The following is a 20,881-nucleotide window of genomic DNA, read 5'->3' on the forward strand; positions in this document are numbered from 1 at the left end:
ATACAGCTTATAAAGGATCGCAAATTGGCTGGCTGGGTGTGGACTTCATGTCGATTTCGATGGCGGAGAGCATGATCTGAATGCCGAGGATGACGCACAAGGTGGGGAGCATCACGGTGCCTGTGGGGGCGGGGATGTTACGGCTGGCGTAGTCGATCCATTTGATCGCGCCGAAGATGAAACCGAATAGCAACAGCGGAATGCTGGTGACGATGTACAGGGAAATGATGGAAAAATCGTAGATGTAATACTTCAAGAGGATGCGTCGAACCAGCGTGGAAAAAAGTTTGAGCGGGAATTCAAAAAGACTGCGGCGGATGGAAAGATGCGAGGTCTCGTTCCCGTAGCGGGCGGGGATGGGCACATCCACCACGAAAGCATTGATGAGGTATAGGTTTGCCAGCAGTGAGGTTTCGAAGAAATAGCGTTTGTCAATTCCTTCAAGAGGTAACTGTGCCAGCACTTCAGCGCGGATGGCGAAAAAACCGTTGGTGGGATCGAAGATATTCCAGTAGCCCGTGGCGGCTTTGGTGAGGAAGCTCAGCCCGAGGTTGCCCACGCGCCTCACAATGGGCATGTTGCGCAGTGAAACAAAATCGCGGAAGCGGTTGCCTTTGGCATAATCAGCCTTGCCGAGGACCAGCGGAGTGACAAGGGCGGGGATGTGCGCAGGGTCCATTTGCCCGTCGCCGTCGAGTTTGACGATGATTTTTGCGCCAAGTTCCAGCGCCTTGCGAAAGCCAGAGATCATGGCCCCGCCCACGCCCTGATTTTTCTCGTGGCGCACCAGAACGATGCGGGAATCTTGTTGTGCGGCGGCGGCCACCAGGTTTGCACTTGAGTCAGGAGATGCATCGTCCACAACGATGATGTGTTCTATGTAGGCAGGCAGGTCTTTCAACACGGATGCGATGGTATCCTGCACCCGATAGGCTGGGATGACTGTTACAATACCATTGGTGGAAAAATCCATAAATAAGATTGTACTTGAAAAAGTGATAGAATCAACCAAAGGAAAAATCATGGCCACTGGGGAACGAATTCTTCTTGTTGAAAGCGATCCAGATATTGTCGATTTGATCGTCAGGCAGTCATTGCAGCCGCTGGGATACAGGGTGGGGACAGCAGGTGACGCGGCCTCCGCGATCAAACTCTCGATTCAGACTCCCCCGGACCTGATCCTCGCCAATTTAAATTTACCCGGCCTAAGCGGAAAAGACATGCTCGCCGCACTTAGCGCACAGGGTGTGAAATCCCCCGTCATTGTCATTGCAGAAAAAGGACAGGAAACCGACGCGATCCAGGCTTTTCGCCTCGGCGCTTCTGACGTGATCTTCTGGCCCGTTCGCGATGCGGAAGTTGTTTCCATCGTTGAGCGCGCCCTGCGCCAGACTCAGCAAGCCCGCGAACGCCAAAAATTAGACCGTCAACTCTCGGCGATGAATACCGAGTTACAACGCCGCCTGCGCGACCTGACCACCTTGCTTTCCACCGCCAAGGCGGTTATCTCCATCACCGATCAACGCCTGTTGTTTGACCGCATCCTCGAAAGCGCCATGCAGGTGGCCGAGGCAGATTACTGCTGGCTGACCCTGCGCGAAGAAAAGGGCAATGCTTATTTGTTGCGTGCCCATCGCAACCTGCCCGAGGCATGGGCCAAAAAGTTGAACCAGCCTTTGGATGACGGCATCAGCTCCCTCGTTGGATTTTCGGGCGAGAGCCTCGTGATGAACGGCTCGCCTTTGCAGAAGTTCAAGATCGCAACGTTGGGCAAGTCGGTTGGCGTGATCCCGATCAAGATCCAGGGCGAGGTCATCGGCCTGTTGATGGTGGCCCGCAAAGTTGACCGTGAGATCGCCCGCGATTCACAGACCATGCTCGAAGCCATGGCCGATTTCGCCTCCATTTCGCTGGTCAATGCGCGTTTGTTCCGCGCTTTGGAACACAGCGCCGAGACCGCCCGTACAAATGAAAAGCAGCGCCATGCAGCATTGGAGCAGGTGCGCAGCAACATCCGCAATGAAATTCAAGCTGCTGGTTATCCGCTCAACCTTGTGTTGACAGAGTCCCCGGGGCCGCTTAACCCCGAACAGAAGAAAGCTCTCGAACAAGTTCAGGTTGCATTGCAACGCCTTGTAAGTTCCTCCGAGAAAACAACCATCCCAAACAGGTAACAGGCAGCATATGGCAAAACAAGACCTGATCTTATTAGCGTTGGATCCATCTCCCATTTTGGGATTAATGGAGCGCACCCTGCATTCGGCTGGTTTTGAAGTGGCGATCGCAAGTGATTTGATCGGTTTAAATAAATCGATGCATGAAGCCATCCCATCTTTGATGATTGTCGGTGAAAAGTTTGCCGAACAGAGCGGCTTTACTATTGCAAAAGAATTACTCGAACGCTTTCCCACCCTGCCGATCATTTTTTATGCCGAACAGGACACGACTGGCTTTGCAAAGACCGCGTTAAAGATGGGGCTCAGCGGTTATCTTTATCCACCGCTCAAGGTGTCTGATATCACCGAAGAAGTTCAAAGAAGCCTCGACCGTTCCAGCAAACTGGGTGATTGGCTGCGCCGTGAGGTTCGCCGCACCACGTCCTCGCTGACCGAACGAGCAAAACTTTCTGAAAGCGAACGCTCCAAGCTGGATGCGATCATCGCCAACATTCAAGACGGTGTGATCGTGCTGGATGATAAAAAGAGCATTTTGCTTGCTAACCATGCCATTTACGACATTTTCAATTTGGACGGCAAGGAAATCACCGGCAGGCCTCTGGACGAAATGATCAAAAATGCAGACTTGCAGGCGCTGCTTATCCGCGCCGGCGATGGACCCTTGAAATACCATGAGATCAACTTTGACGATGGTCGCGTATTCAACGCGCAATACACGCCCATTCCGAGAATTGGTGCAGCCGTTACCATGCAGGATATTTCCTACCTCAAGGAACTGGACCGTCTGAAGAGCGACTTTATCCACACGGTTTCGCATGACCTGCGCTCCCCGCTGACCTCGATCCTGGGGTATACAGAATTGGTCGAGCGCACCGGTCCGCTGAATGCCAATCAGTTGGAATTTTTGCACCGCCTGCAGGGTAGTATTCACCACATCACGACCCTGATCAATGACCTGCTCGATCTTGGCCGTCTTGAAGCTGGGTTCGATACGCGCCGAGAGGCCGTGCAACTTGAAGGTGTGCTGCATTATTCCCTGGATATGTTCGATGGCCAGTTGAAGAAGAAGAAGATCATCCTCAACACCGATATCACTCCAGACCTGCATCCGTTGCGGGCAAATCCCATCCGCATCCGCCAGATGCTGGATAACCTGATCGGCAACGCCATCAAATACACGCCAGATGGCGGACGCATCGGCATCAGTATGTCCATGCAGGATGACCAGGTGATCTTAAAGGTGGAGGATACCGGCTATGGAATCCCGCCTGACGAGCAGGGACGAGTGTTTGAAAAGTTTTACCGCGCCACCAATGCAGTGGAAGACATCGAAGGCTCCGGTCTGGGGTTGGCGATCGTTAAATCCATTGTGGACAGTCATCAAGGCCGTGTATGGGTGGAATCAGTAGTAGGGAAGGGTTCAACCTTTATCGTGCTTCTCCCTGCACACGAATAAAAAAACAATATAACCACTTAAAAATGTTGCCGCCGGTAAAAACCGGCGGCAACTTTCGCCAAAGGAGGAGACAAGAAAGGTATTTTGGAGGTGTCTATGTTCCGTCTCCGTCTTTATAATAGTGCACTTCTTTTTTTTCAACCATTCACGAATGTCATGTTATGGTTGTGACAAACTTCACAAATATTTCACAGGCTGTCAAGAAAAAGTCTTGCCTGTGAAATGGCTTCTTCCACATTTTCGTAGGCTTGCACACTCAACCTGGGGTCTGGATTTCCACTGATCATTTTCGACACTTTTCGACCTTTTTGAGAGATGCATAACACAGGCTTGCCGATGTTCAAGGCAAAGCTGATCTCATAACCCACTCCATGTGATGGCGTGCCAACTTCCGCGATCAGCGCATCGCAGTTCTTTATCCAATTCACATCCCGTTCATAAACATCCTGCGGAGTGAGCAGGCGTTCCTTTTCCATTACTTCAGATCGAACCAGATGCGATGTGGGAATTTCATGTCCGTCTTTTACCAGCGCGGCCACGATCTCCTGATAGGCTGATTCGAATTCGCGCCCGCCTGTGATGGAGCATGCGAAATATATGTTCATTTGTCCTTGTTTGGCAGGCGGGAAAGGATCGATGCGTTGCGTTTTTGATGTGCAGGGACAGGGCCGGTGCTCGAGCGCATGCTGTCCATTTCCGAGCTGAATTTCATCCAGTCATCCACCAGGATCACAAAATGCGGTGATTTATCCTTGAAGAATAATGGGGAGAGGAACAACCGCAATTGAGCCTGCGACATAGGGTAGGCATTCAATTCGAGCACGAGCGCGGTCATTTTCGCCAGAGGCTGAATGATCTCAGCCCGCCAGTTTGAAACACTGCCGGGTGGGAACAATGCGCCCATATTCGATGACGATGCACGCCGAATTCTTTTATATGAAATATTAAGCCGTAAAAATGGGGTGACCAAACGAAGATGATCGCTGAAAGGCTGCACATAGGCGCTCTTGCGCATGAGCCACATCGAAAGACCAATAAAGACATTCAGGCCGCCAATGCTGGCGAGGGTAAGCCAGCGCCATTGATCCATTCCGCGGCTGTATACTGCCCAGGCCAAGGCCAGCAGGGCGAGACCCAATGTGAAAATCGCCGTCCACCAGCGACTCATCATATGAGTGTAGACTACAAGAGGGTAGCGACGTCCGCCTTTTGCTTTTGCCATGCGATGATTCCGAATCTCTATTTAATCTGTGGGCTGGTCGTTGTTTAATTGGGCACTCAGCTTGCTGATGGCTTGAGTGAGATGTTCACCGCGCAGGCTAAAGGTGATGTCGCCGCGCGTTTTTTCGATGATGCTGCGCGCAAGGTCGGTCTGGCGGCGCAGGCCATTGGTAATCGCATCGGGATAATCCATGGTAACCAGTATGGAGTAGATCTCGTCCATGTAACTCAGCAGGCGTTCGGCTTCGGGTGAATATCCGTGACGGAGAATATCCAGGATGCGGCGACGCAATTCACCGACGACTTCCGCCAACCCGTTGAGAAATGTCGAGGGTTCAACGACCAGTTCTTCGGGAGTCTGAAGCGGTTCATTCCTGATCAAGGCGCAGGTGACATTGGCTTCCACAAATTCCTTGAGTGCGTCCTGTGTGTATCCCGCGTAAAAAAGATCGGGGTATGCCGCGAGGGAGGCGCGCAGGGTATCTGCGAGCTGACGCGCTTCCTGTAACTGAGCGTTCATTGCATCGGCTTCGTCACGATGCACGGCGCGGATGGCGAGGGAGCAGGCGCGGGTAAGCTGGCGCGCCTGTGCAAGGGCATGGTCACGTGCGGATGTACGCGCGTCAAAGACCTTTCGAATTCCGTCTGTGATCTGTTCTAGCTTATGCATGTTGCCTACGGTTCTTTTGGGGGTTCGGGGGGCTGTTGAAAGGGACGAAAGAGATTATCGGCGAGAGAGTTGTTGGAGGGGATGGCGATCTCGCCAAAGGCGGTTTCGTAGCGGGCGATATTTTCGGTGAGAGCCCGAACGAGCAGTTTGGCGCTGAGCGGGGTCATCACCACACGTGATTTGATCTTGGCGCGCGGCTCGCCAGGGAGGAGATGGGCGAAGTCAAGAACGATATCGGCCGGGGAATGGGCAATGCGCGCGAGGTTGGCGTAAACAAGCTCAAGGTCGGCGGGAAGTTCGAGGATCGGGCCTGTGGATTTTGGAGGAATTGGGGGAGTGGTCATGGAAGTATCCAAATGGGAGGCAGGTCGCTGGCTGACCTGCCTCCGTTGATTCGGTTAGAACGGAATGTCGTCTTCGGGGGGAAGCTCGGCCATTTCCATGCCGCCACCGCCCGCAACTGGACCACCTTCGTGGGTTTCACCGCGTGATGAAAGGAAGCGTACGGTGGATGCTGTGACTTCAAATGAGGTACCGGCGGAGCCGTCTTGTTTGGTGTAGATCCGTGGGCTGCCGGTGTTTTTGTCCGGCGTCAGACGTCCTTCGACGAGCACTTTGGAGCCTTTCTTGACGTACTGGTTGCAGACCTCGGCGGTTTTACCCCATGTAGAAACGCGGAACCAGATGGTTTCCTTCACTTGTTCGCCGTTCCCGGCGGTATACTGGCGGCTTGTGGCAACTGAAAACGAAGTGACCGCCTGACCTGATGGCGTATAACGCATTTCAGGATCCTTGCCTACATTGCCTACGATGATAATAGTGTGATACATGGGGGGAAGCTCCTTGTGGGTTTAGGTACCCGCCGAACTTCGGCGGGGAAAATAAGACAGTTCGTATTGTACTCGTACTTGCATGATTTGTTAACGAATGGATGCTTTTGGACATAAAAGATGATAACTGGTAAGATAAACGGACTCATATGTTATCTATATTAAACAGCTCAGCCATTGGTAATTTATCCATCTAGCCAAGGAGAAAAAATGAAACTCAGCCTTAAACACTATGTGATTATCCTGGGAAGCCTGCTGGCTGCCTACTTTCATCTGGTTCTCTTTCCCGATATTGGTTTCACCTTGAATGGATTGGGCTACCTCGGTCTGCTCGGTGCTTATTTTTACCGATTCCCTTCTTTCAGCAGCGACACAAACTGGTCTGGTGGGGATTGGTCGGCTACACCCTGCTGACCATTGTCCTGTGGGCGATCATGGGAAACAAGCAGTTCGTGGCGGGCACGACCAGCGCGATCGGATATTATGCCAAGGCAGCCGAAGTGCTTTTGCTGGCCGGCTTGTGGGCTGATAAGCCGAAATAACCACGGCGACCATCACAAATAAAAAGCAACGTGATAAGCAAGACTGTCATGTTGCTTTTTGATTTTTCAGTAAAGTCTAATTTCTTAACGGTAATAATGCAGCATGGAATGGCAAATCGAATATATTTTGGATGAGCATATCATCTATGTGAAAACAAATGGGTCAGTGACCGCTGAGGTTGCGAACCTAATGGTGAAAGAGATCGTCGAGGCGGCGGCCTGTCATCAATGCGACCGTCAGATCGTAGACCATCGCAATTCTATTTTTGCGTTTAGCCTGTTCGAATTCTATGAACGCCCTGAGGTCAACATGCGAATCGGGATCTCACGCAAATGGAAGATCGCCATGGTCTTTAGAGAATTGAACGAGAATACATTGTTTATGGAAACCGTATTCCGTAACCGCGGTTATGACTTTCACCAGTTCGATGACATTGAAAAGGCCAGAACCTGGGTTCTGGGTAAATAAAAAAGAAGGCCTATGCGCCTTCTTTTTATTTTTATGCGTCTGTACGGGCGAGCCTTCTCATTGCCACCATTTGACGGAGATGGTCCACTTCGTGGGCGAGCATGAGCAGGACCCAGGTCTTGTAGTTGCACACACCGAAAGCGGAGTTGACTTCGGTCTTCTCTGGGTCGTGTAGATTGCGTGTTTGTTCAATAATGGCGTGGATGCGCTCTGTGGCCGCCGCCAACCCCACGTGCAGGTCGTTGGCTGACACATTTTGTTTTGCGCCTTCGCCAAATCCGCGTGCGGCTTCGACGATGTGCGGAAGCTGGCTTGTTGAAATATCCAGTAGTTTATTGTGATAAAAACCCTGGGTGTGGATGAGGTGGGTGACTGATTCGCTGATGGACCAAAGCGAATGTGCCGGTGAGGAGTATGCCACCTGGGCATCGGTCAACGGAATCAGGTTTTCCTCAGTGCGTTCGCGCGTGTAATAAAAAGTGTCAATGATCTCATCAAGCGAAAACCGCGAAGCTGCTTCCAGCCAGGTGATTTCCTTGGTGAACGCAGAAAGTAAAAGGGGATTTAATACTTCAGAAGTAATCATATGTGCTGCAATTGTATCCCGATTCTGCTTGAATCCACCTTAAGTACCAGGAACTTTTTAGGCTCTTTCATCGTTCCTGAGGGGCAAAGAAACTTGAGAGGTGCAACATGAAACTATCAAACAATATGATTCTTATTATTTTCGGGATTTTAGCCCTTGGAATTATGGCTATTGTTCCCCTTACACTTGTAGCGGCACAGGTTTTGAATCCAAAACCAGATGTCGATCCACAGGCGACGATACAGGCGATGGTTACACAAGCCCTCGGCGCAATGACACCTACACCAACTTCGACCCCGCTTCCGCCTACGCCTGCGCCGATCTATATTCCGGTAACAGTCACCCCTGTCCCCACTTCCACAGCGGCACCGACCAGTGTCCCTGTCACCTATTGTGACTGGGTGGCGTTCATCAAGGATGTGACCGTTCCCGATGGGTCCGCGTTTAATGTAAATGAATCATTCACCAAAACCTGGCGATTGAAGAACCGCGGAACCTGCACATGGACACCGGATTATATGCTGGTCTTTTCCAGCGGCTCACAAATGGGCGGTACCACCAGTGTACGCCTTCCATATAATGTGGCTCCCGGACAGAGCGTGGATGTCTCTGTTCTGCTCACCGCTCCATCAACCCCTGGTGAATATTCCGGGTACTGGATGCTGCGTACGCCCTCCGGTGCATTGTTCGGCTCCGGCGATAAGGCAAATGTTCCTTTCTATGTGAGCATCAAAGTGAGGCAGCCGCAGCTTTCACATGGCACTGTTGGAGGCAACCTATGCTATCCGAGCGAATTCAACCCGCCGATGACCCTTTACTTTGAAAATGCAAATACGGGTGAAAGAATCCAGTTTGCCATTCCGGAGAACGAGATGGTTTACAGCGTCCTGCTCCCTGTCGGTAGATATTATGCCTATGCCTGGGCGCCCGGTTACAACCTGGAAGGTGCATATACAGAGACGAGCGGCCTGATGAAGATTTTCAGTGTTGAGGCCGGTATGACCACCCCATTTATCAACCTGTGCGATTGGAGTCCGTATCCGCATGCGCGTGGATGATCCATTAGAAAAAAGACGACCGATATCGGTCGTCTTTTTGTTTATCCGATTTCATAGGAATACAGAATAGTTTCCATCTCCTGCGGGGTGAGTCCGCCGTGATGACCGTAGAAGTTCTGCTCAAATTTATCTTTTTCGTACCACCAGACGGATTCATAACGATAAGACAAAATGACCAGATTTCCGACACGTTCCAGAAAGCGGGCTGAGATCTCTTTGCCAAAGTACCCTTCTGCGATGAGCGTTTCAGTTTTGACGACATCCGCCCTGCCTTCCAATCTTCTGGCAAGGAAGTCTTGCGCTTCATCCAGAAATCCATCCTTAATATAGAGGAACATGTCACGCGCCGAGCCAGCAGGGACGATCAAATGGTCTTTACGATTCCGTTTGATGAAACGTTGAACGCCTTCAAAGTTTGGATTTGTATTCAGGAAGGTCGTGGTCTTTGGGTCGATCTCACACATACCGTGATCGGCTGTCATGAGGAATAGGATTTTCTTTTTTCCTTTGAAAATGCGCTCGAAATAATGTTCCATCATCAGCAGGAAGGTTTGGATTTCTGCTTCGGTTTGCGGAGCATTTGGTCCATATTCGTGGCCCAGTGCGTCGATCTTGTCGAAATACAAATGGATGTAGGTGGGTTTTTCTTGTTTTTCCAGCAATAGGCCCACATTTACGAGGGCTTCTGAAAGTGTCTTGAAGGAAAGTATTTCGGAACCCTTCATGACGACCTTCGAATATGTGGAAGGGGTGTAGTCACGCAGTCCAAAGTTGAATGATTCCACGCCCATCTGTTTTAATTCAGGATACAAAACCCCAGTTGGGTAAAGTTTTTCGGGGTTTATCTTTGCGGAGCCCAGGCTTTCGCGTTCCCTTGTGCCCGCATATGAAAATAACAACGGAGTAACGATCCGATCCACCAGCGGCTCGTAGTATTGCCATTCAAATACGCCGCTCTGGCCAACGGGCAGACCCGTATGCATAGTGGTGACGTGTGCTGCGGTGGTGGACGGGAATTGCGAAGTCAGTTTTTCGATCTTCCCATGTTTCTCGATCCGTTTGATGAATGGGTCATCCTGAAAACGTTCGTAGAAACGCCAGCCGAAGGCATCAATGAAGAACATGACAACCGCGTCGTATTTCTTAGAGGCGAATGCTTCCTTGATCCGATTTGGGGTCCCCGCAAAGCCGCCTGAATCATAACGAGGTTTGACGAATGTTTTGTTCATTAACTTGCCTTTCGTGAGCTTGTTTCCAATGCATGGGTGCGTCGCGCACTCTGTTTTATTCAAAAATGAATTTGGTCGGGTTCTCGAAGAATTTTGTCCATGCCAGGCATTGACGCGGAGTGAAGACGTATAGGCCGCCTTCATCCCATTGATCGGGCTTCGGGGCGTAGCCGTCGGATTCGTATTTGGCGCAGTAGGCTGCCGATAGTCGCTGGGCCAGTTCGAGGTCGGGTTTGGATGCGGGGATTGAGGTCCCTTCCATGATGACTACGTCGTTGCCGCTTTCGAGGTGCAGGGTCGTGTTTGGATTCTTTTCCAAATTTCGGGCGTGACGTGTTTCGGGGCTGCCATCGTAATATAGTTTGCCATCCAGAAATGCGCCCCAGCGCGGGACGACATGCGGGCGGCCATCAGGGTAGACCGTGCACAGCCAGTAGTTAATGGATTCGGTCAATCGCTTTTCAACATGTTCCCAGGGCACTTCGGAAATGGGATTGTCAACGTAACCCTTTGGGAGTTTGGGGCGTGATATTGTTGGCATGTTATTTTCCTAAAGCCTGTTTTACAGCGGCGTAAACATCTACAACGCCATAACCGAAGGCGTTGCTCGGATTGCTTCCAGTAAAACAGCCAGCAGACGTATCGCCGGTGAATGGCTGGGCGGTGTCGATGATGAGTTGTTCGGTCGCGTCGATATCGCCGATCAATTCAGGTTGTGCCGACCAGATCAACGCCACCACGCCCACGATATGTGGTCCTGCCATCGAAGTGCCGCTGAATTCGGCATAGGTTCCCTCGGGGGTGGATGAAAGGATATTCACACCCGGCGCGACGATGTCAGGCTTTGTGCGTCCTGAGTCATCGGCGGTGACGGGCCCACGGCTGCTGAAATCGGCCATGTTACCGAGAATATCAATGGCGCCGACCGAAAAGACCGAATCATATAACGAGAGCGGCGATTCAACCGTTTCGCAGTTGGGTCCATCGTTGCCTGTGGAAACCACTACGAAGATGCCTGCATCTCTCAAGTTGTTTGCTGCATACAACAGCGCGTTTGGGTCACAGCCTTCGATGGATGGACAACCCCAGGAATTGTTTAACACATGCGCAGCTTTGGTTGGGTCGCCGTCTTTCAACGGGTTGCCGCCATGCGGAAAAGGCGCCAGCATGAATTGCATGCAATCGAGATACAGCGCAGGGTTGGCAAGATTGCGGTCCAAATTTACACAGCCGATCCATTGCGCGCCGGGCGCAACACCGATTCCATTTGTGCCGAGGATCGTGCCTGTGGTGTGTGTGCCGTGCCCGCCTTCATCGTTGGGGGAGGTTGTGTCATCCCACGGATCGAACCAGTTATAGTCATCGCCTTTGTTGAAGCCGCGATACTGTTCGCGGATGGCGGGGTGATTCCCGTCGACGCCTGAATCAGATTGACCGACCACGATGCCTTCGCCGGTGACGCCGAATTCATTCCACACTTTATCCGCGCCGATCATGGCGATGTTCCATTGTATATTCGCTTCCACATCGGTGGCACCGCCAAAGGCGGGAAAATCTTCAGGGACAGCACGCAGGCGTGGGCTGGGGATGACGCGATCCACTTCGGGACGGGTCATCAAATAGAGTCGCGTCAATGTTCCGCCGCGTACCTCCATCGCGTTTTCCAAATAATACGGTGTGTATTCCACGCCCGCCTTGTCGAAGAAATTGCGCAGCTCAGCCTGTGTTTCGTTGGCATGCGAAGTCAATATTTCGTAGGCCGCATTCAAACGATCGTCGCGGTTTTCGATCTTCGCCACAGATGAAATATCCGCCTGATCTTTCAGGATGACAAAGAGGCGGTCGCCATAATTTCCTGGATTTCCAAACATGAAAAATACTGCGGCGACAATGAGCCACATGACGCCAGCGCCAGCCCATCCGATCGCCCGCTTCGTTACGGACCGTGTACTGGTCGCTGTTGCGAAGCGCAGAATCAGCGCGACGATGCTGGTGCCCCACCCGATCAAAATGACGATGCCGCCTGCCTTTACAGCCAGGCCTGCAATGTCACCGAGCACAGCCGTCAACTCGGTCGGGTCGAACATGGACAGGGTTGCAAATGTGAGTAGTCCAGCCGCAGCGCCTGCCGCAAGTTTTGAAGGCATGACCGCCGCAATCGCAAATGCGAACGCTGGCAGAACAGCAAGCAAAAGCAATTGTGAACCGTCATACCCAATGGATGCGCCAAGCAGTGACAGCACCGCACCGATGCCCACTCCATCCAAAAGGATGTTGTCAGTGGTCGATTCCATCAACGTGGCGGCAAGCAAACCAAATGCAACTCCCGCGAACAGGCTTGCGACGATATCGCCGATCGAGCCGAATGAACCATAAGCCGCAAACGGGATCACACCAACGCCTGCCACAACCAAACCGAACGGCAATGACGGACGGTCCCATTTGATTTTGTTTTTGCGAAGAAGGATGATAATGCCTGCGCCGATGACGCAGAGAATGAACTGTATGATCGAGCCCAACTGGTCATTGTTGGGGCCGATCATACGCAGGATCAACGCAGGGAACGCCATTACAGATGCGCCGAACAACCCAGCATACACAGATTTGAAGCGGTCATCCTTGGTGAAGCGCCATAAAACGGCAGTCAGGCCTGTCATGAAAACGGCCTGGATCAATAAACCAATAAGACCCGCCCAGGCAAGGTCTTTTACGCTGGATGAAATGATCGCACTTTGCTCGGTGGACCATACGATGAAATGATACATGAACAGGCAGAACGGCATCGGCAGCGCAATGAACAGGAACAAGATCAACGCGCCCGTGGAGCGGTTTTGCGGTTCGACGATTTGTGGTTCGATTTCGATTGGAGGGGTTTCTTCGGTCATGGAATTCTCCTTTTATTTTATATGTCACCCTGAGCGGTAGCGAAGGGTGACATGCGAAAGTCCAAATATTAATCTTCAGGCGCCTGTGGAACCAACGCCTCAGGCCCATGTGGGTGAACATTGAAAACCTTGAATCCCCACTGCACCGCTGGCCCGACCAGAATGGCATAAACCAGTGTGCCGATCCCAACGGGGCCGCCCAGCAACCAGCCGATGGTCACCACGGTCACTTCGACGATGGCGCGCGCCACGCGGATGCTAATTCCCGTGGTGCGTTTGATCGCCAGCATCATGCTATCTCGCGGACCTGCCCCAGCATCCACGCCGATGTAGATGGCGCTTGCAATTCCCATCAGAAAGATCGCCAGTAGAAGCATCCCGCTTTGTAAAAACAAGTTATCTTTTACAGATGGAATGATGGAAAGCCACAAATCTTCCCAGGGGCCGATGGAAAGAATATTTCCCAGTGTGCCCCAGCCAATCTTCTCACGCATGATCAATGCTCCCGAAAGCACCATAAAGCCCATCAATACGGTCATCGTGCCGATGGAAATTCCGAGCTTGTGAGCCAGAGCCACTTCCAACACGGCCCAGGCGCTTGTGCCCAGATTGCCCTGGATCATCAAGACAATGGCAAGGCCAAACATCATGAAGCCGATCTCGATACGAATAAAATCACGGATAAACGTGTTCCAGCGTATGGGTTTGAGTATGTTTTTGAAAAATTGTTTCATTTTAGGATGATACCATGATGTGATAAACTCGCCGCATGACACAAATAATCGAAGCTCAACGTGATCGATTCACCATTAGTACCGACCCCGCGCGGCTGGATCTTGACGCCATCCTCGATTTTTTCACCCGCGCCTACTGGACAAAAGGCCGTCCGCCTGAACGCACGAAACGCGCCATTGAGAATTCACTGGTTTTCGGTGTGTATGAAGGTGTGAAACAGATCGGCATTGCCCGCGTTGTCAGCGATTTTTCCATATTTGCCTACCTTTGCGATGTATTCATTCATGAAGACTATCGCGCCCACGGACTCGGCAAATGGCTGATCGAAACCGTTATGGCGCATCCCGACCTGCAAGGCGTCCGCCGCTGGACTTTGGTCACACGCGATGCGCATGGGTTGTACAAGCAATATGGTTTTGATTCGCTCACGAATCCCGACGGCTGGATGGAAGTGATTCGGCCATTTCCGGGCGAGTAGTAAGGGCGCGGATTTTAGTCCGCGCGAGAAAAAGCGAGATAAACCTCGCGACACCGGCCGCATTGCTTTTGGTACAATCCTGCCCATGAAAATAAAAAACTGGCAATTTTGGCTAGGGGTGCTGATCAGTGTCATATTCATTTGGCTTTCCCTGCGCGGACTCAAACTCAATGAATTTTGGGGCACGGTTCAAAAGGCAAATTATCTCTGGTTGATCCCAGGCGTTGGCGTGTATTTCATCGGTGTGTGGGTACGGGCCTGGCGCTGGCATTATCTGTTGAAACCCATCAAGGAAATCCCCACGAAAACCATGTTTCCCATTACGACCATCGGGTACATGGGCAACAATATCTATCCTGCGCGCGCGGGCGAAGTACTGCGTGCCGTTATTTTAAAAAGAAAAGAAGGCGTTCCCGTTTCAGCATCACTGGCGACCATTATCGTGGAGCGCATTTTCGACGGCGTGGTGATGCTGGCGTTCGTTTTTGTCAATTTGTCTGAGCTTGCCAAATTGACGAGCGCATCGGGTTTCGTGGGCAATATTCAACAGGTGGCGATCATTGGCACCGGAGTTTTCCTCGGCGCATTGCTCGTCTTTTTGCTGGCGGCGATGTTCCCGCATACCACCGCAAAGATCGGCTTGTGGATAATCGAACGGCTGACCCCAAAACGCCTGCACACGAAGATCATCGGCGTCATGAATAAATTTTTGGATGGACTCGCTTCGCTGCGGTCTCCTCTTAACGTGTTGATGGTCTTCCTTACCTCGGTCATCATCTGGTTGTTAGAGACGGGCAAGTACTGGTTCGTGATGCACGCGTTCGATTTCAACGTTTCATTTTTTGCGCTGATGTTGATGAACGGTATCGTCAATCTCGCCACCACCATCCCATCTGCACCGGGATACATCGGCACATTCGACGCGCCCGGTATTGCAGTGCTGACCGCCTACGGCGTGGATCAAGCCACGGCAGCGGGATACACACTTACTTTACATGTTGCATTGTGGCTGCCTGTCACATTGCTTGGTGCATATTTTATGGCGCGCGAAGGGTTGAAGTGGAGCGATTCCTTGAGAGAAGAAACAAAAGAGTAAACAATTTCTCCGATCAGGCTTGAGTTATACTTAAAACATCGTTTATGAGGTGTTTTGGCGCTTGTTGCATAAACAGTCAATTTTGAAAGAAATAATGACTGTTTACGCGGCGAGAGTAAGGCAGAAAATGACTCAAACCAACAATCCCCAAAAAGACAAGCTGCGTGTGCTCATCGCCGACGATTTTCAGGAAACGAGGCGTAATACCCGCCTGATGATATCCACACTTGATAATGTGGAAGTGGTGGCCATTGCATCCAATGGCGTGCAGGCGGTTGAGATGACACAGGAACATCGTCCGGATATTGTGATTCTGGATGTCAATATGCCTGAAATGGATGGGTTGACGGCGTTCAAACACATTGTTCAGGAATATCCAGGTACGGGTTGTATTATCATATCTGCAGAAAAAAGCCCTGCAACGGTAAGTGCAGCCATGTCCATCGGGATTCATGAGTATCTGGTCAAGCCATTTCTTGTCGAAGAACTGGAAGCATCTATTAATCGTGTGATTGAAAACTTGCGGGAGACCCGTCAGAAGATCGCCAAGTTCAATAAGGCAAACACGAACAATCTAGTGTACCTTGAGCAATTGGCTCACGAATATTTAAAAGAAGGTCGCACGGATAATCAGGCTACACAGATCTTCGAGCGTCTGGCGGAGTATCCGCAATGTGATACGCGCTGGCTGGAGACCCTTGCCATGATGTATGCGATTCGGCGGGAATGGAGCAAGCTAAAAGCTCTCGCAGAAAGACTGGAACATAGGACAAGCGGTCATAATAAGTAACTGGATATTGCCGCTGATTGGCAGTATATGTAATTTCAATTTTTGGAGCGTTGATGAAGATCGCAATTATTGGAGCAGGATACGGCGGCATGGTTGCCGCATGGGATTTGAAAAAAGCGGGTCATGATGTGACCATTTTTGAATCTGCCGAATACGCAGGCGGACTGGCCAGCGGTTTCAAAGAACCGCATTGGGATTGGTCGGTGGAGAAGTTCTATCACCACTGGTTTCAATCAGACAGCGAAATGCTTGGGCTGATCCGTGAGTTGGGATTGGAAGACAAGGTCCGCTTTCCGCGCCCGTTGACGGTGATGTTGTACAAGAATAAATGGTATCCCTTTGACTCGATTCATCAATGCGTTACTCTTTCCCGGCCTTGGCTGGGGATTGAACAAGATCCGCTTCGGTTTTGTCGGGTTATTTCTGCGTATCACGAACAACTGGCGCGCGCTGGAAAAAGTTACCGCCGATGAGTGGATGATGAAATACGCGGGCAAACAAGTCTATGAGCAGATGTGGAAACCGCTGCTTATCGGTAAATTTGCGTCCTTCTATAAAGATGTCAACATGGCGTGGTTGTGGGCGAGAATGCACGCGCGCACCACGCGCCTCGGCACGTTCGAAGGCGGATTCCAAAAATTTGCCGATCTGTTCGCGGAGAAACTGCGGGAATTAGGAGTCGGGATTCGGCTTGGGGTGGCGGTCAAGTCTATTAAACGGGACCAGATGTCGGGGAGTCTGACCGTGGATGGTGAATCTTTCGACAAGGTTCTTGTTACGTCGTCGCCGAGCCTGATGGCAAAATTGTGCCCCGATCTGCCTGAAAGTTATTTGAAGGGGTTGCTGGAATTGAAGTCGATGGGCGCGGTGGTGATGACGCTTTCGCTCAAGCATTCGCTTTCAAAAGAAGGCTATTACTGGTTCAACGTGCCGAAGGAGGAGGGCTATCCGTTTTTGGCGCTGGTGGAGCATACGAATTTTGTGCCGAAGGAAAATTTCGGCGGCGATCACATTGTGTATGCGGGTGATTACCTTGAACTTGGTCACGAATATTTTTCGATGAGCGATGAGCAATTGCTCGAAAGATTCATTCCTGCGTTTCAAAAATTCAACCCCGAGTTTTCGCGCGATTGGGTAAAGAAGATCTGGGTTCATAAGACCAATTATGCCCAGCCCGTGCCGCTGGTGAATCATTCGAAGAATATCCCTGATATTCAAACGCCCATTGAAGGTTTGTATTTCGCTTCGATGAGTCAGGTGTATCCGTGGGATCGCGGCACGAATTTCGCTGTGGAGATCGGGCGCAAAGCCGCGCGGATGATGAAGTAATTTTGGGGGGAGTTTAATAAACGTCCCGAAAGGTTTTAATCACGGCAATCAAGTTTTTGCAGGAAACCTTCGGGACGATGTTGAAATCTCAGCAAAAAAGAGACCCTCCATGTGGCTCTATCTTCTTCAAGGCATTGGCTTCGGATTCGCCGCCGCATTCCAGCCTGGGTCATTCCAAACCTATCTCATTTCGCAAACGCTCACGCGCGGTTGGAAGCACACCCTGCCCGCCGCGCTTGCGCCGCTCATCAGTGATGGGCCGATCATTTTGTTGTGTGTGCTGGTGCTCAGCCAGGTGCCCATATGGATGCAGCGCGGACTGTATATCGCAGGCGGGTTGTTCATTATTTATCTTGCCTATGGCACCTACAGATCGTGGAAGAATTTCGATGCGACCGCCCAAACCGTCCACACTGGTGATGTTCAGCAAAGTGTTCTCAAAGCTGCGATGATGAATGCGCTCAATCCCAATCCCTACATTTTCTGGACGCTGGTGACAGGCCCCATTTTGTTGAGCGGCTGGCGTCAATCGCCGATCATCGGCATTGGCTTTCTCGGTGCGTTTTATCTCACCTTGATCGCGGGGCTGGCTGCCATTATTCTGATCTTCGGTTTCACGCAAAAGCTGGGACCCAAATTCAGCCGCGCGATGCTGGGCGTTTCAGCAATTGCCTTATTTTGTTTTGGCGTTTATCAATTGTGGCTGGGCTTATTTCCAAGTTGATCACAAGGAGACAACATGAATATCGTTCTTGTCCATGTGCATGTCAAGCCTGAGTTCGTTGAGGCCTTCAAGCAGGCGAGCATTGAGAATGCATCCAACAGTGTGAAGGAGGATGGCATTGCACGTTTCGATGTCATTCAGCAAAACGACGACCTGACCCGCTTCATTCTTGTCGAAGTGTATAAAACCGCCGAAGCCTCCGCCGCGCATAAGGAAACCGCGCATTATGCCAAATGGCGCGATACCGTCGCAGAGATGATGGCCGAACCGCGGCAGGGAATTAAGTATACGAATATTTTCCCAGAGTAAGATATGTCTGCTTTTGAATTCGCCACTGCAAATCGAATCATTTTCGGGGCGGGGAAATTAAGTGAACTTGGCAGCCAGGTCAAGGGTCGTGCGAAGCGTCTGCTTTTGGTGCGGGGAAATTCTTCGGATGCGATTCCGCGTGTGAGGGAGATTCTCTCTGCACAGGGAATCCTATTCGATGAATTTGCGCTTCACGGCGAGCCGACAGTTGCCACGGCCTCCGAAGGAGTTGACCTTGCGCTTCAACACGGCGCGGACATGGTCATTGCATTGGGCGGCGGAAGTGTGCTCGACGCGGGCAAAGCCATTTCGGCACTGACGACGAATCGCGGCGATGTATTTGATTACCTCGAAGTGATCGGCAAAGGACAGCCGCTGGTGAATGCGCCGCTGCCTTTCATCGCCATCCCAACCACGGCAGGGACGGGAACTGAAGTGACGCGTAACGCGGTGCTTGGGTCGCCTGCACATGGGGTGAAGGTGAGTCTGCGCAGCCCGATGATGCTGCCATCGCTTGCGCTTGTTGACCCTGAGTTGACGTATTCACTGCCGCCTGCGATTACTGCGAGTTCTGGTTTGGATGCGTTGACGCAGTTGATCGAGCCTTTCGTTTCTGTGAAATCCAACCCACTGACCGATGCGATTTGCCGCGAAGGGATTCGCCGTGCGGCGAAATCATTGCGGCGTGTGTATCACAATAGCGTAGATGGTGCGGCGCGTGAAGATATGTCGCTGGCGAGTTTGTTCGGCGGGATGGCACTGGCGAATGCCGCGCTCGGCGCCGTACATGGATTCGCAGGTCCGCTGGGCGGAATGTTGAATGTGCCGCATGGAGCGATCTGTGCGAAGTTATTACCCTTGGTGATGGAATCGAATCTCAAGGCATTGGAGAGTCGGCATGCAGGTCATGTGGCGATTGGGCGATTTACCGAAATTGCGCGAATGGTGACAGAAAACGATTCCGCTTCTGCGTGGGACGGTGTGCAGTGGGTGAGTGATCTGGTGCGCGAGTTGAATATTCCGCCGCTTTCGGCGCATGGAATGACTGACGCAGACATCCCTGAAGCTGTACAAAAAACATTGAACGCGAGCAGTTATAAAGGGAATCCGATTCCGCTGAGCGAGGGAGAGTTGCGCAAGATTTTGGAGAAGGCGTTGTAGGGACTTGAAGTTCACATGCTCCTCATGCTATAAAGAATGTATAGGAAAGGAGGAGCCATGTGCAATGGCCACAATCACGGGGCTGGTTGTTCGTGCGGATTTGGTCCGCCGTATCTTGGTCCCGGAAAACCCATTCCAAAGGGGAGGCAGGGTGATCATTTTAGAGGGGTCATTCGAGAACGGAAGCGCGAGAACTGGGCATCCATGGGGGCGGCAAATAAGGAGAAGATCGAGCAAAGTTTGGGGCAATTGAAATTAAGTGCGAGATGGAGGAATGCCATTATGGAGCGTTACTCCAAAGCTGATTTTCCGATCGCATCCTCTGTGTGGAAGGGATATAGTGAAGGCCGCAAACGAAGCGCGGCACAAAGAATGCTGCGGGCTGTGGGGCTGCATCAGAAGATTGTCGAAGAGTTGGAACCCATCCATCTTGAAATCCCGTTGTTCCGCCTTCAGCCGCCCCGCACGGAAAATAGCAGGGTCATTTATCAGGAAAGGCAGATCAAAGAACACGCCTGGGATATTTCGGTCAAGGTGCCTGGGTTTGCCACCGGTGCGGATTTATCCATGTACCTGGAAGGGAAAGGGTTGGTGGAAACTTCCCACAAGGAATGCAAGCAAATTGTCTTCCCGGTGACCATCAGACGCTATCGGGTCGATCTGTTTTTAGGCAATCTCTGCATTGCCAGGAATAAACTGATCACAGAAGCGGGGAATCAGAAAACAGGACAGATTTTCAGCCGTACCATTATCGCCTGTAAAAAATTCATCCCGCCTTCGCCCCAGTCGGAAATGATCGTTGAATATGACCTTTCGAAGGATCGATACGTTAATTCAAAATTCTTCCTTGGCTGGGGGGAAAAGATGCGGCGTAGTGCGGAAGTTACGATCCCGATTCCGGGGATCTCTTCGGGGATTCAGGTTTCAATTTCCATTCAAAGCGATATTCAGCTTGAGTTTGACCTTGAGCCCAGGATCGATTATCAACTTTATCCAACCCCGGAGGGCATTGGCATTAGCTGGAAGATAAGTAAAGGAAGAGCGAAAAGAAAAAATGCCAGGAAAGGCAAGGGCGTCACGCATTTAAAGCAGGGACCGAAGAAGCATGCCTATGTGAAAAAGCATGTTTGATGCAG

Annotated in this window: 26 protein-coding genes; 15 read left to right on the top strand and 11 right to left on the bottom strand. The window is 51.4% G+C overall.

All coding sequences use genetic code 11. The features are described 5' to 3' along the window. Positions 1-7: 7 nt before the first annotated feature. Entirely contained in the window at positions 8-973 is a 966-nt protein-coding gene (locus tag IPI86_RS06965; protein WP_345297269.1) for a glycosyltransferase family 2 protein, read from the bottom strand. 49 nt (positions 974-1,022) lie between these two features. Here IPI86_RS06965 and IPI86_RS06970 point away from each other — a divergent pair, with 49 nt between their 5' ends. Continuing rightward, on the top strand, positions 1,023-2,174 hold the full coding sequence (locus tag IPI86_RS06970; protein ID WP_345297270.1) for a response regulator: 1,152 nt from the start codon (positions 1,023-1,025) through the stop codon (positions 2,172-2,174). Positions 2,175-2,184: 10 nt separating this feature from the next. After that, complete coding sequence (locus tag IPI86_RS06975; RefSeq protein ID WP_345297271.1) at positions 2,185-3,633, top strand: ATP-binding protein; 1,449 nt, start codon at positions 2,185-2,187, stop codon at positions 3,631-3,633. Positions 3,634-3,821: 188 nt separating this feature from the next. Here IPI86_RS06975 and IPI86_RS06980 read toward each other — a convergent pair whose 3' ends face one another. Genes IPI86_RS06980 through ssb form a run of 5 tightly spaced genes read right to left on the bottom strand, consistent with a single transcriptional unit; the run spans position 3,822 to position 6,354 of the window. Then, on the bottom strand, positions 3,822-4,238 hold the full coding sequence (locus IPI86_RS06980) for a nucleoside 2-deoxyribosyltransferase (protein WP_345297272.1): 417 nt from the start codon (positions 4,236-4,238) through the stop codon (positions 3,822-3,824). Next, entirely contained in the window at positions 4,235-4,855 is a 621-nt protein-coding gene (locus IPI86_RS06985) for a hypothetical protein (protein WP_345297273.1), read from the bottom strand. Before IPI86_RS06985 ends, IPI86_RS06980 begins: the two co-directional genes overlap by 4 nt. A gap of 21 nt (positions 4,856-4,876) precedes the next feature. Then, the gene (locus tag IPI86_RS06990; protein ID WP_345297274.1) at positions 4,877-5,524 is read right to left on the bottom strand and encodes a haloacid dehalogenase; all 648 of its coding nucleotides are present in this window, start codon (positions 5,522-5,524) and stop codon (positions 4,877-4,879) included. Positions 5,525-5,529: 5 nt separating this feature from the next. Continuing rightward, entirely contained in the window at positions 5,530-5,868 is a 339-nt protein-coding gene (locus tag IPI86_RS06995; RefSeq protein WP_345297275.1) for a DUF3467 domain-containing protein, read from the bottom strand. Between the two features lie 54 nt (positions 5,869-5,922). Further along, a complete protein-coding gene (gene ssb, locus IPI86_RS07000) occupies positions 5,923-6,354 on the bottom strand; it encodes a single-stranded DNA-binding protein (protein ID WP_345297276.1) in 432 nt (143 codons plus the stop codon). A 210-nt stretch (positions 6,355-6,564) separates the two neighbouring features. Between ssb and IPI86_RS07005 the strand changes: the two genes are divergently transcribed. The 3 genes from IPI86_RS07005 to IPI86_RS07015 all read left to right on the top strand — a co-directional run bounded on the left by IPI86_RS07005 (position 6,565) and on the right by IPI86_RS07015 (position 7,365). Further along, positions 6,565-6,768 carry a hypothetical protein gene (locus IPI86_RS07005; RefSeq protein WP_345297277.1) on the top strand — a complete coding sequence of 68 codons (204 nt, stop codon included), beginning with the start codon at positions 6,565-6,567 and terminating at the stop codon, positions 6,766-6,768. Further along, positions 6,747-6,896, top strand: a complete 150-nt coding sequence (locus IPI86_RS07010) for a hypothetical protein (RefSeq protein WP_345297278.1) — start codon at positions 6,747-6,749, stop codon at positions 6,894-6,896. Before IPI86_RS07005 ends, IPI86_RS07010 begins: the two co-directional genes overlap by 22 nt. Positions 6,897-6,999: 103 nt before the next feature. After that, complete coding sequence (locus tag IPI86_RS07015) at positions 7,000-7,365, top strand: hypothetical protein (RefSeq protein ID WP_345297279.1); 366 nt, start codon at positions 7,000-7,002, stop codon at positions 7,363-7,365. A 31-nt stretch (positions 7,366-7,396) separates the two neighbouring features. Here the strand turns inward: IPI86_RS07015 and IPI86_RS07020 are convergent, their stop codons facing one another. Beyond that, positions 7,397-7,951, bottom strand: a complete 555-nt coding sequence (locus IPI86_RS07020) for a DinB family protein (RefSeq protein WP_345297280.1) — start codon at positions 7,949-7,951, stop codon at positions 7,397-7,399. Positions 7,952-8,058: 107 nt separating this feature from the next. Here IPI86_RS07020 and IPI86_RS07025 point away from each other — a divergent pair, with 107 nt between their 5' ends. Continuing rightward, positions 8,059-9,009 (top strand): NBR1-Ig-like domain-containing protein, encoded by a 951-nt coding sequence (locus tag IPI86_RS07025; RefSeq protein ID WP_345297281.1) that lies wholly within the window; start codon positions 8,059-8,061, stop codon positions 9,007-9,009. Between the two features lie 41 nt (positions 9,010-9,050). Here the strand turns inward: IPI86_RS07025 and IPI86_RS07030 are convergent, their stop codons facing one another. From IPI86_RS07030 to IPI86_RS07045, 4 genes are all read right to left on the bottom strand, one after another. After that, the gene (locus IPI86_RS07030; RefSeq protein WP_345297282.1) at positions 9,051-10,238 is read right to left on the bottom strand and encodes an alkaline phosphatase family protein; all 1,188 of its coding nucleotides are present in this window, start codon (positions 10,236-10,238) and stop codon (positions 9,051-9,053) included. A 55-nt stretch (positions 10,239-10,293) separates the two neighbouring features. Further along, positions 10,294-10,779 carry a pyridoxamine 5'-phosphate oxidase family protein gene (locus IPI86_RS07035; RefSeq protein WP_345297283.1) on the bottom strand — a complete coding sequence of 162 codons (486 nt, stop codon included), beginning with the start codon at positions 10,777-10,779 and terminating at the stop codon, positions 10,294-10,296. Between the two features lies 1 nt (position 10,780). Continuing rightward, positions 10,781-13,123, bottom strand: a complete 2,343-nt coding sequence (locus IPI86_RS07040; protein WP_345297284.1) for a S8 family serine peptidase — start codon at positions 13,121-13,123, stop codon at positions 10,781-10,783. Between the two features lie 68 nt (positions 13,124-13,191). Further along, positions 13,192-13,857: a hypothetical protein gene (locus tag IPI86_RS07045; RefSeq protein ID WP_345297285.1), complete on the bottom strand. Its 666-nt coding sequence runs from the start codon at positions 13,855-13,857 to the stop codon at positions 13,192-13,194. A gap of 35 nt (positions 13,858-13,892) precedes the next feature. On the opposite strand from IPI86_RS07045, the gene IPI86_RS07050 reads away from it, so the two are divergent. From IPI86_RS07050 to IPI86_RS07090, 9 genes are all read left to right on the top strand, one after another. Further along, a complete protein-coding gene (locus IPI86_RS07050) occupies positions 13,893-14,336 on the top strand; it encodes a GNAT family N-acetyltransferase (RefSeq protein WP_345297286.1) in 444 nt (147 codons plus the stop codon). Between the two features lie 85 nt (positions 14,337-14,421). Continuing rightward, the gene (locus tag IPI86_RS07055) at positions 14,422-15,432 is read left to right on the top strand and encodes a lysylphosphatidylglycerol synthase transmembrane domain-containing protein (RefSeq protein ID WP_345297287.1); all 1,011 of its coding nucleotides are present in this window, start codon (positions 14,422-14,424) and stop codon (positions 15,430-15,432) included. A 127-nt stretch (positions 15,433-15,559) separates the two neighbouring features. Beyond that, the gene (locus tag IPI86_RS07060; protein ID WP_345297288.1) at positions 15,560-16,222 is read left to right on the top strand and encodes a response regulator; all 663 of its coding nucleotides are present in this window, start codon (positions 15,560-15,562) and stop codon (positions 16,220-16,222) included. A 53-nt stretch (positions 16,223-16,275) separates the two neighbouring features. Next, positions 16,276-16,695 (top strand): FAD-dependent oxidoreductase, encoded by a 420-nt coding sequence (locus IPI86_RS07065; protein WP_345297289.1) that lies wholly within the window; start codon positions 16,276-16,278, stop codon positions 16,693-16,695. Next, positions 16,610-17,551 (top strand): FAD-dependent oxidoreductase, encoded by a 942-nt coding sequence (locus tag IPI86_RS07070; RefSeq protein WP_345297290.1) that lies wholly within the window; start codon positions 16,610-16,612, stop codon positions 17,549-17,551. The genes IPI86_RS07065 and IPI86_RS07070 overlap by 86 nt, the downstream gene beginning before the upstream one ends. A gap of 109 nt (positions 17,552-17,660) precedes the next feature. Further along, positions 17,661-18,275 (top strand): LysE family transporter, encoded by a 615-nt coding sequence (locus IPI86_RS07075; protein WP_345297291.1) that lies wholly within the window; start codon positions 17,661-17,663, stop codon positions 18,273-18,275. A 15-nt stretch (positions 18,276-18,290) separates the two neighbouring features. After that, complete coding sequence (locus tag IPI86_RS07080; RefSeq protein ID WP_345297292.1) at positions 18,291-18,584, top strand: antibiotic biosynthesis monooxygenase; 294 nt, start codon at positions 18,291-18,293, stop codon at positions 18,582-18,584. A 3-nt stretch (positions 18,585-18,587) separates the two neighbouring features. Continuing rightward, positions 18,588-19,745, top strand: coding sequence for an iron-containing alcohol dehydrogenase (locus IPI86_RS07085; protein WP_345297293.1), 1,158 nt, complete (start codon positions 18,588-18,590; stop codon positions 19,743-19,745). Between the two features lie 57 nt (positions 19,746-19,802). Continuing rightward, positions 19,803-20,876, top strand: coding sequence for a hypothetical protein (locus tag IPI86_RS07090; protein ID WP_345297294.1), 1,074 nt, complete (start codon positions 19,803-19,805; stop codon positions 20,874-20,876). Positions 20,877-20,881 lie beyond the last annotated feature (5 nt).

Origin of the sequence: Candidatus Villigracilis affinis, from assembly GCF_016705895.1 — a bacterium.
Classification (GTDB): domain Bacteria; phylum Chloroflexota; class Anaerolineae; order Anaerolineales; family Villigracilaceae; genus Villigracilis; species Villigracilis affinis.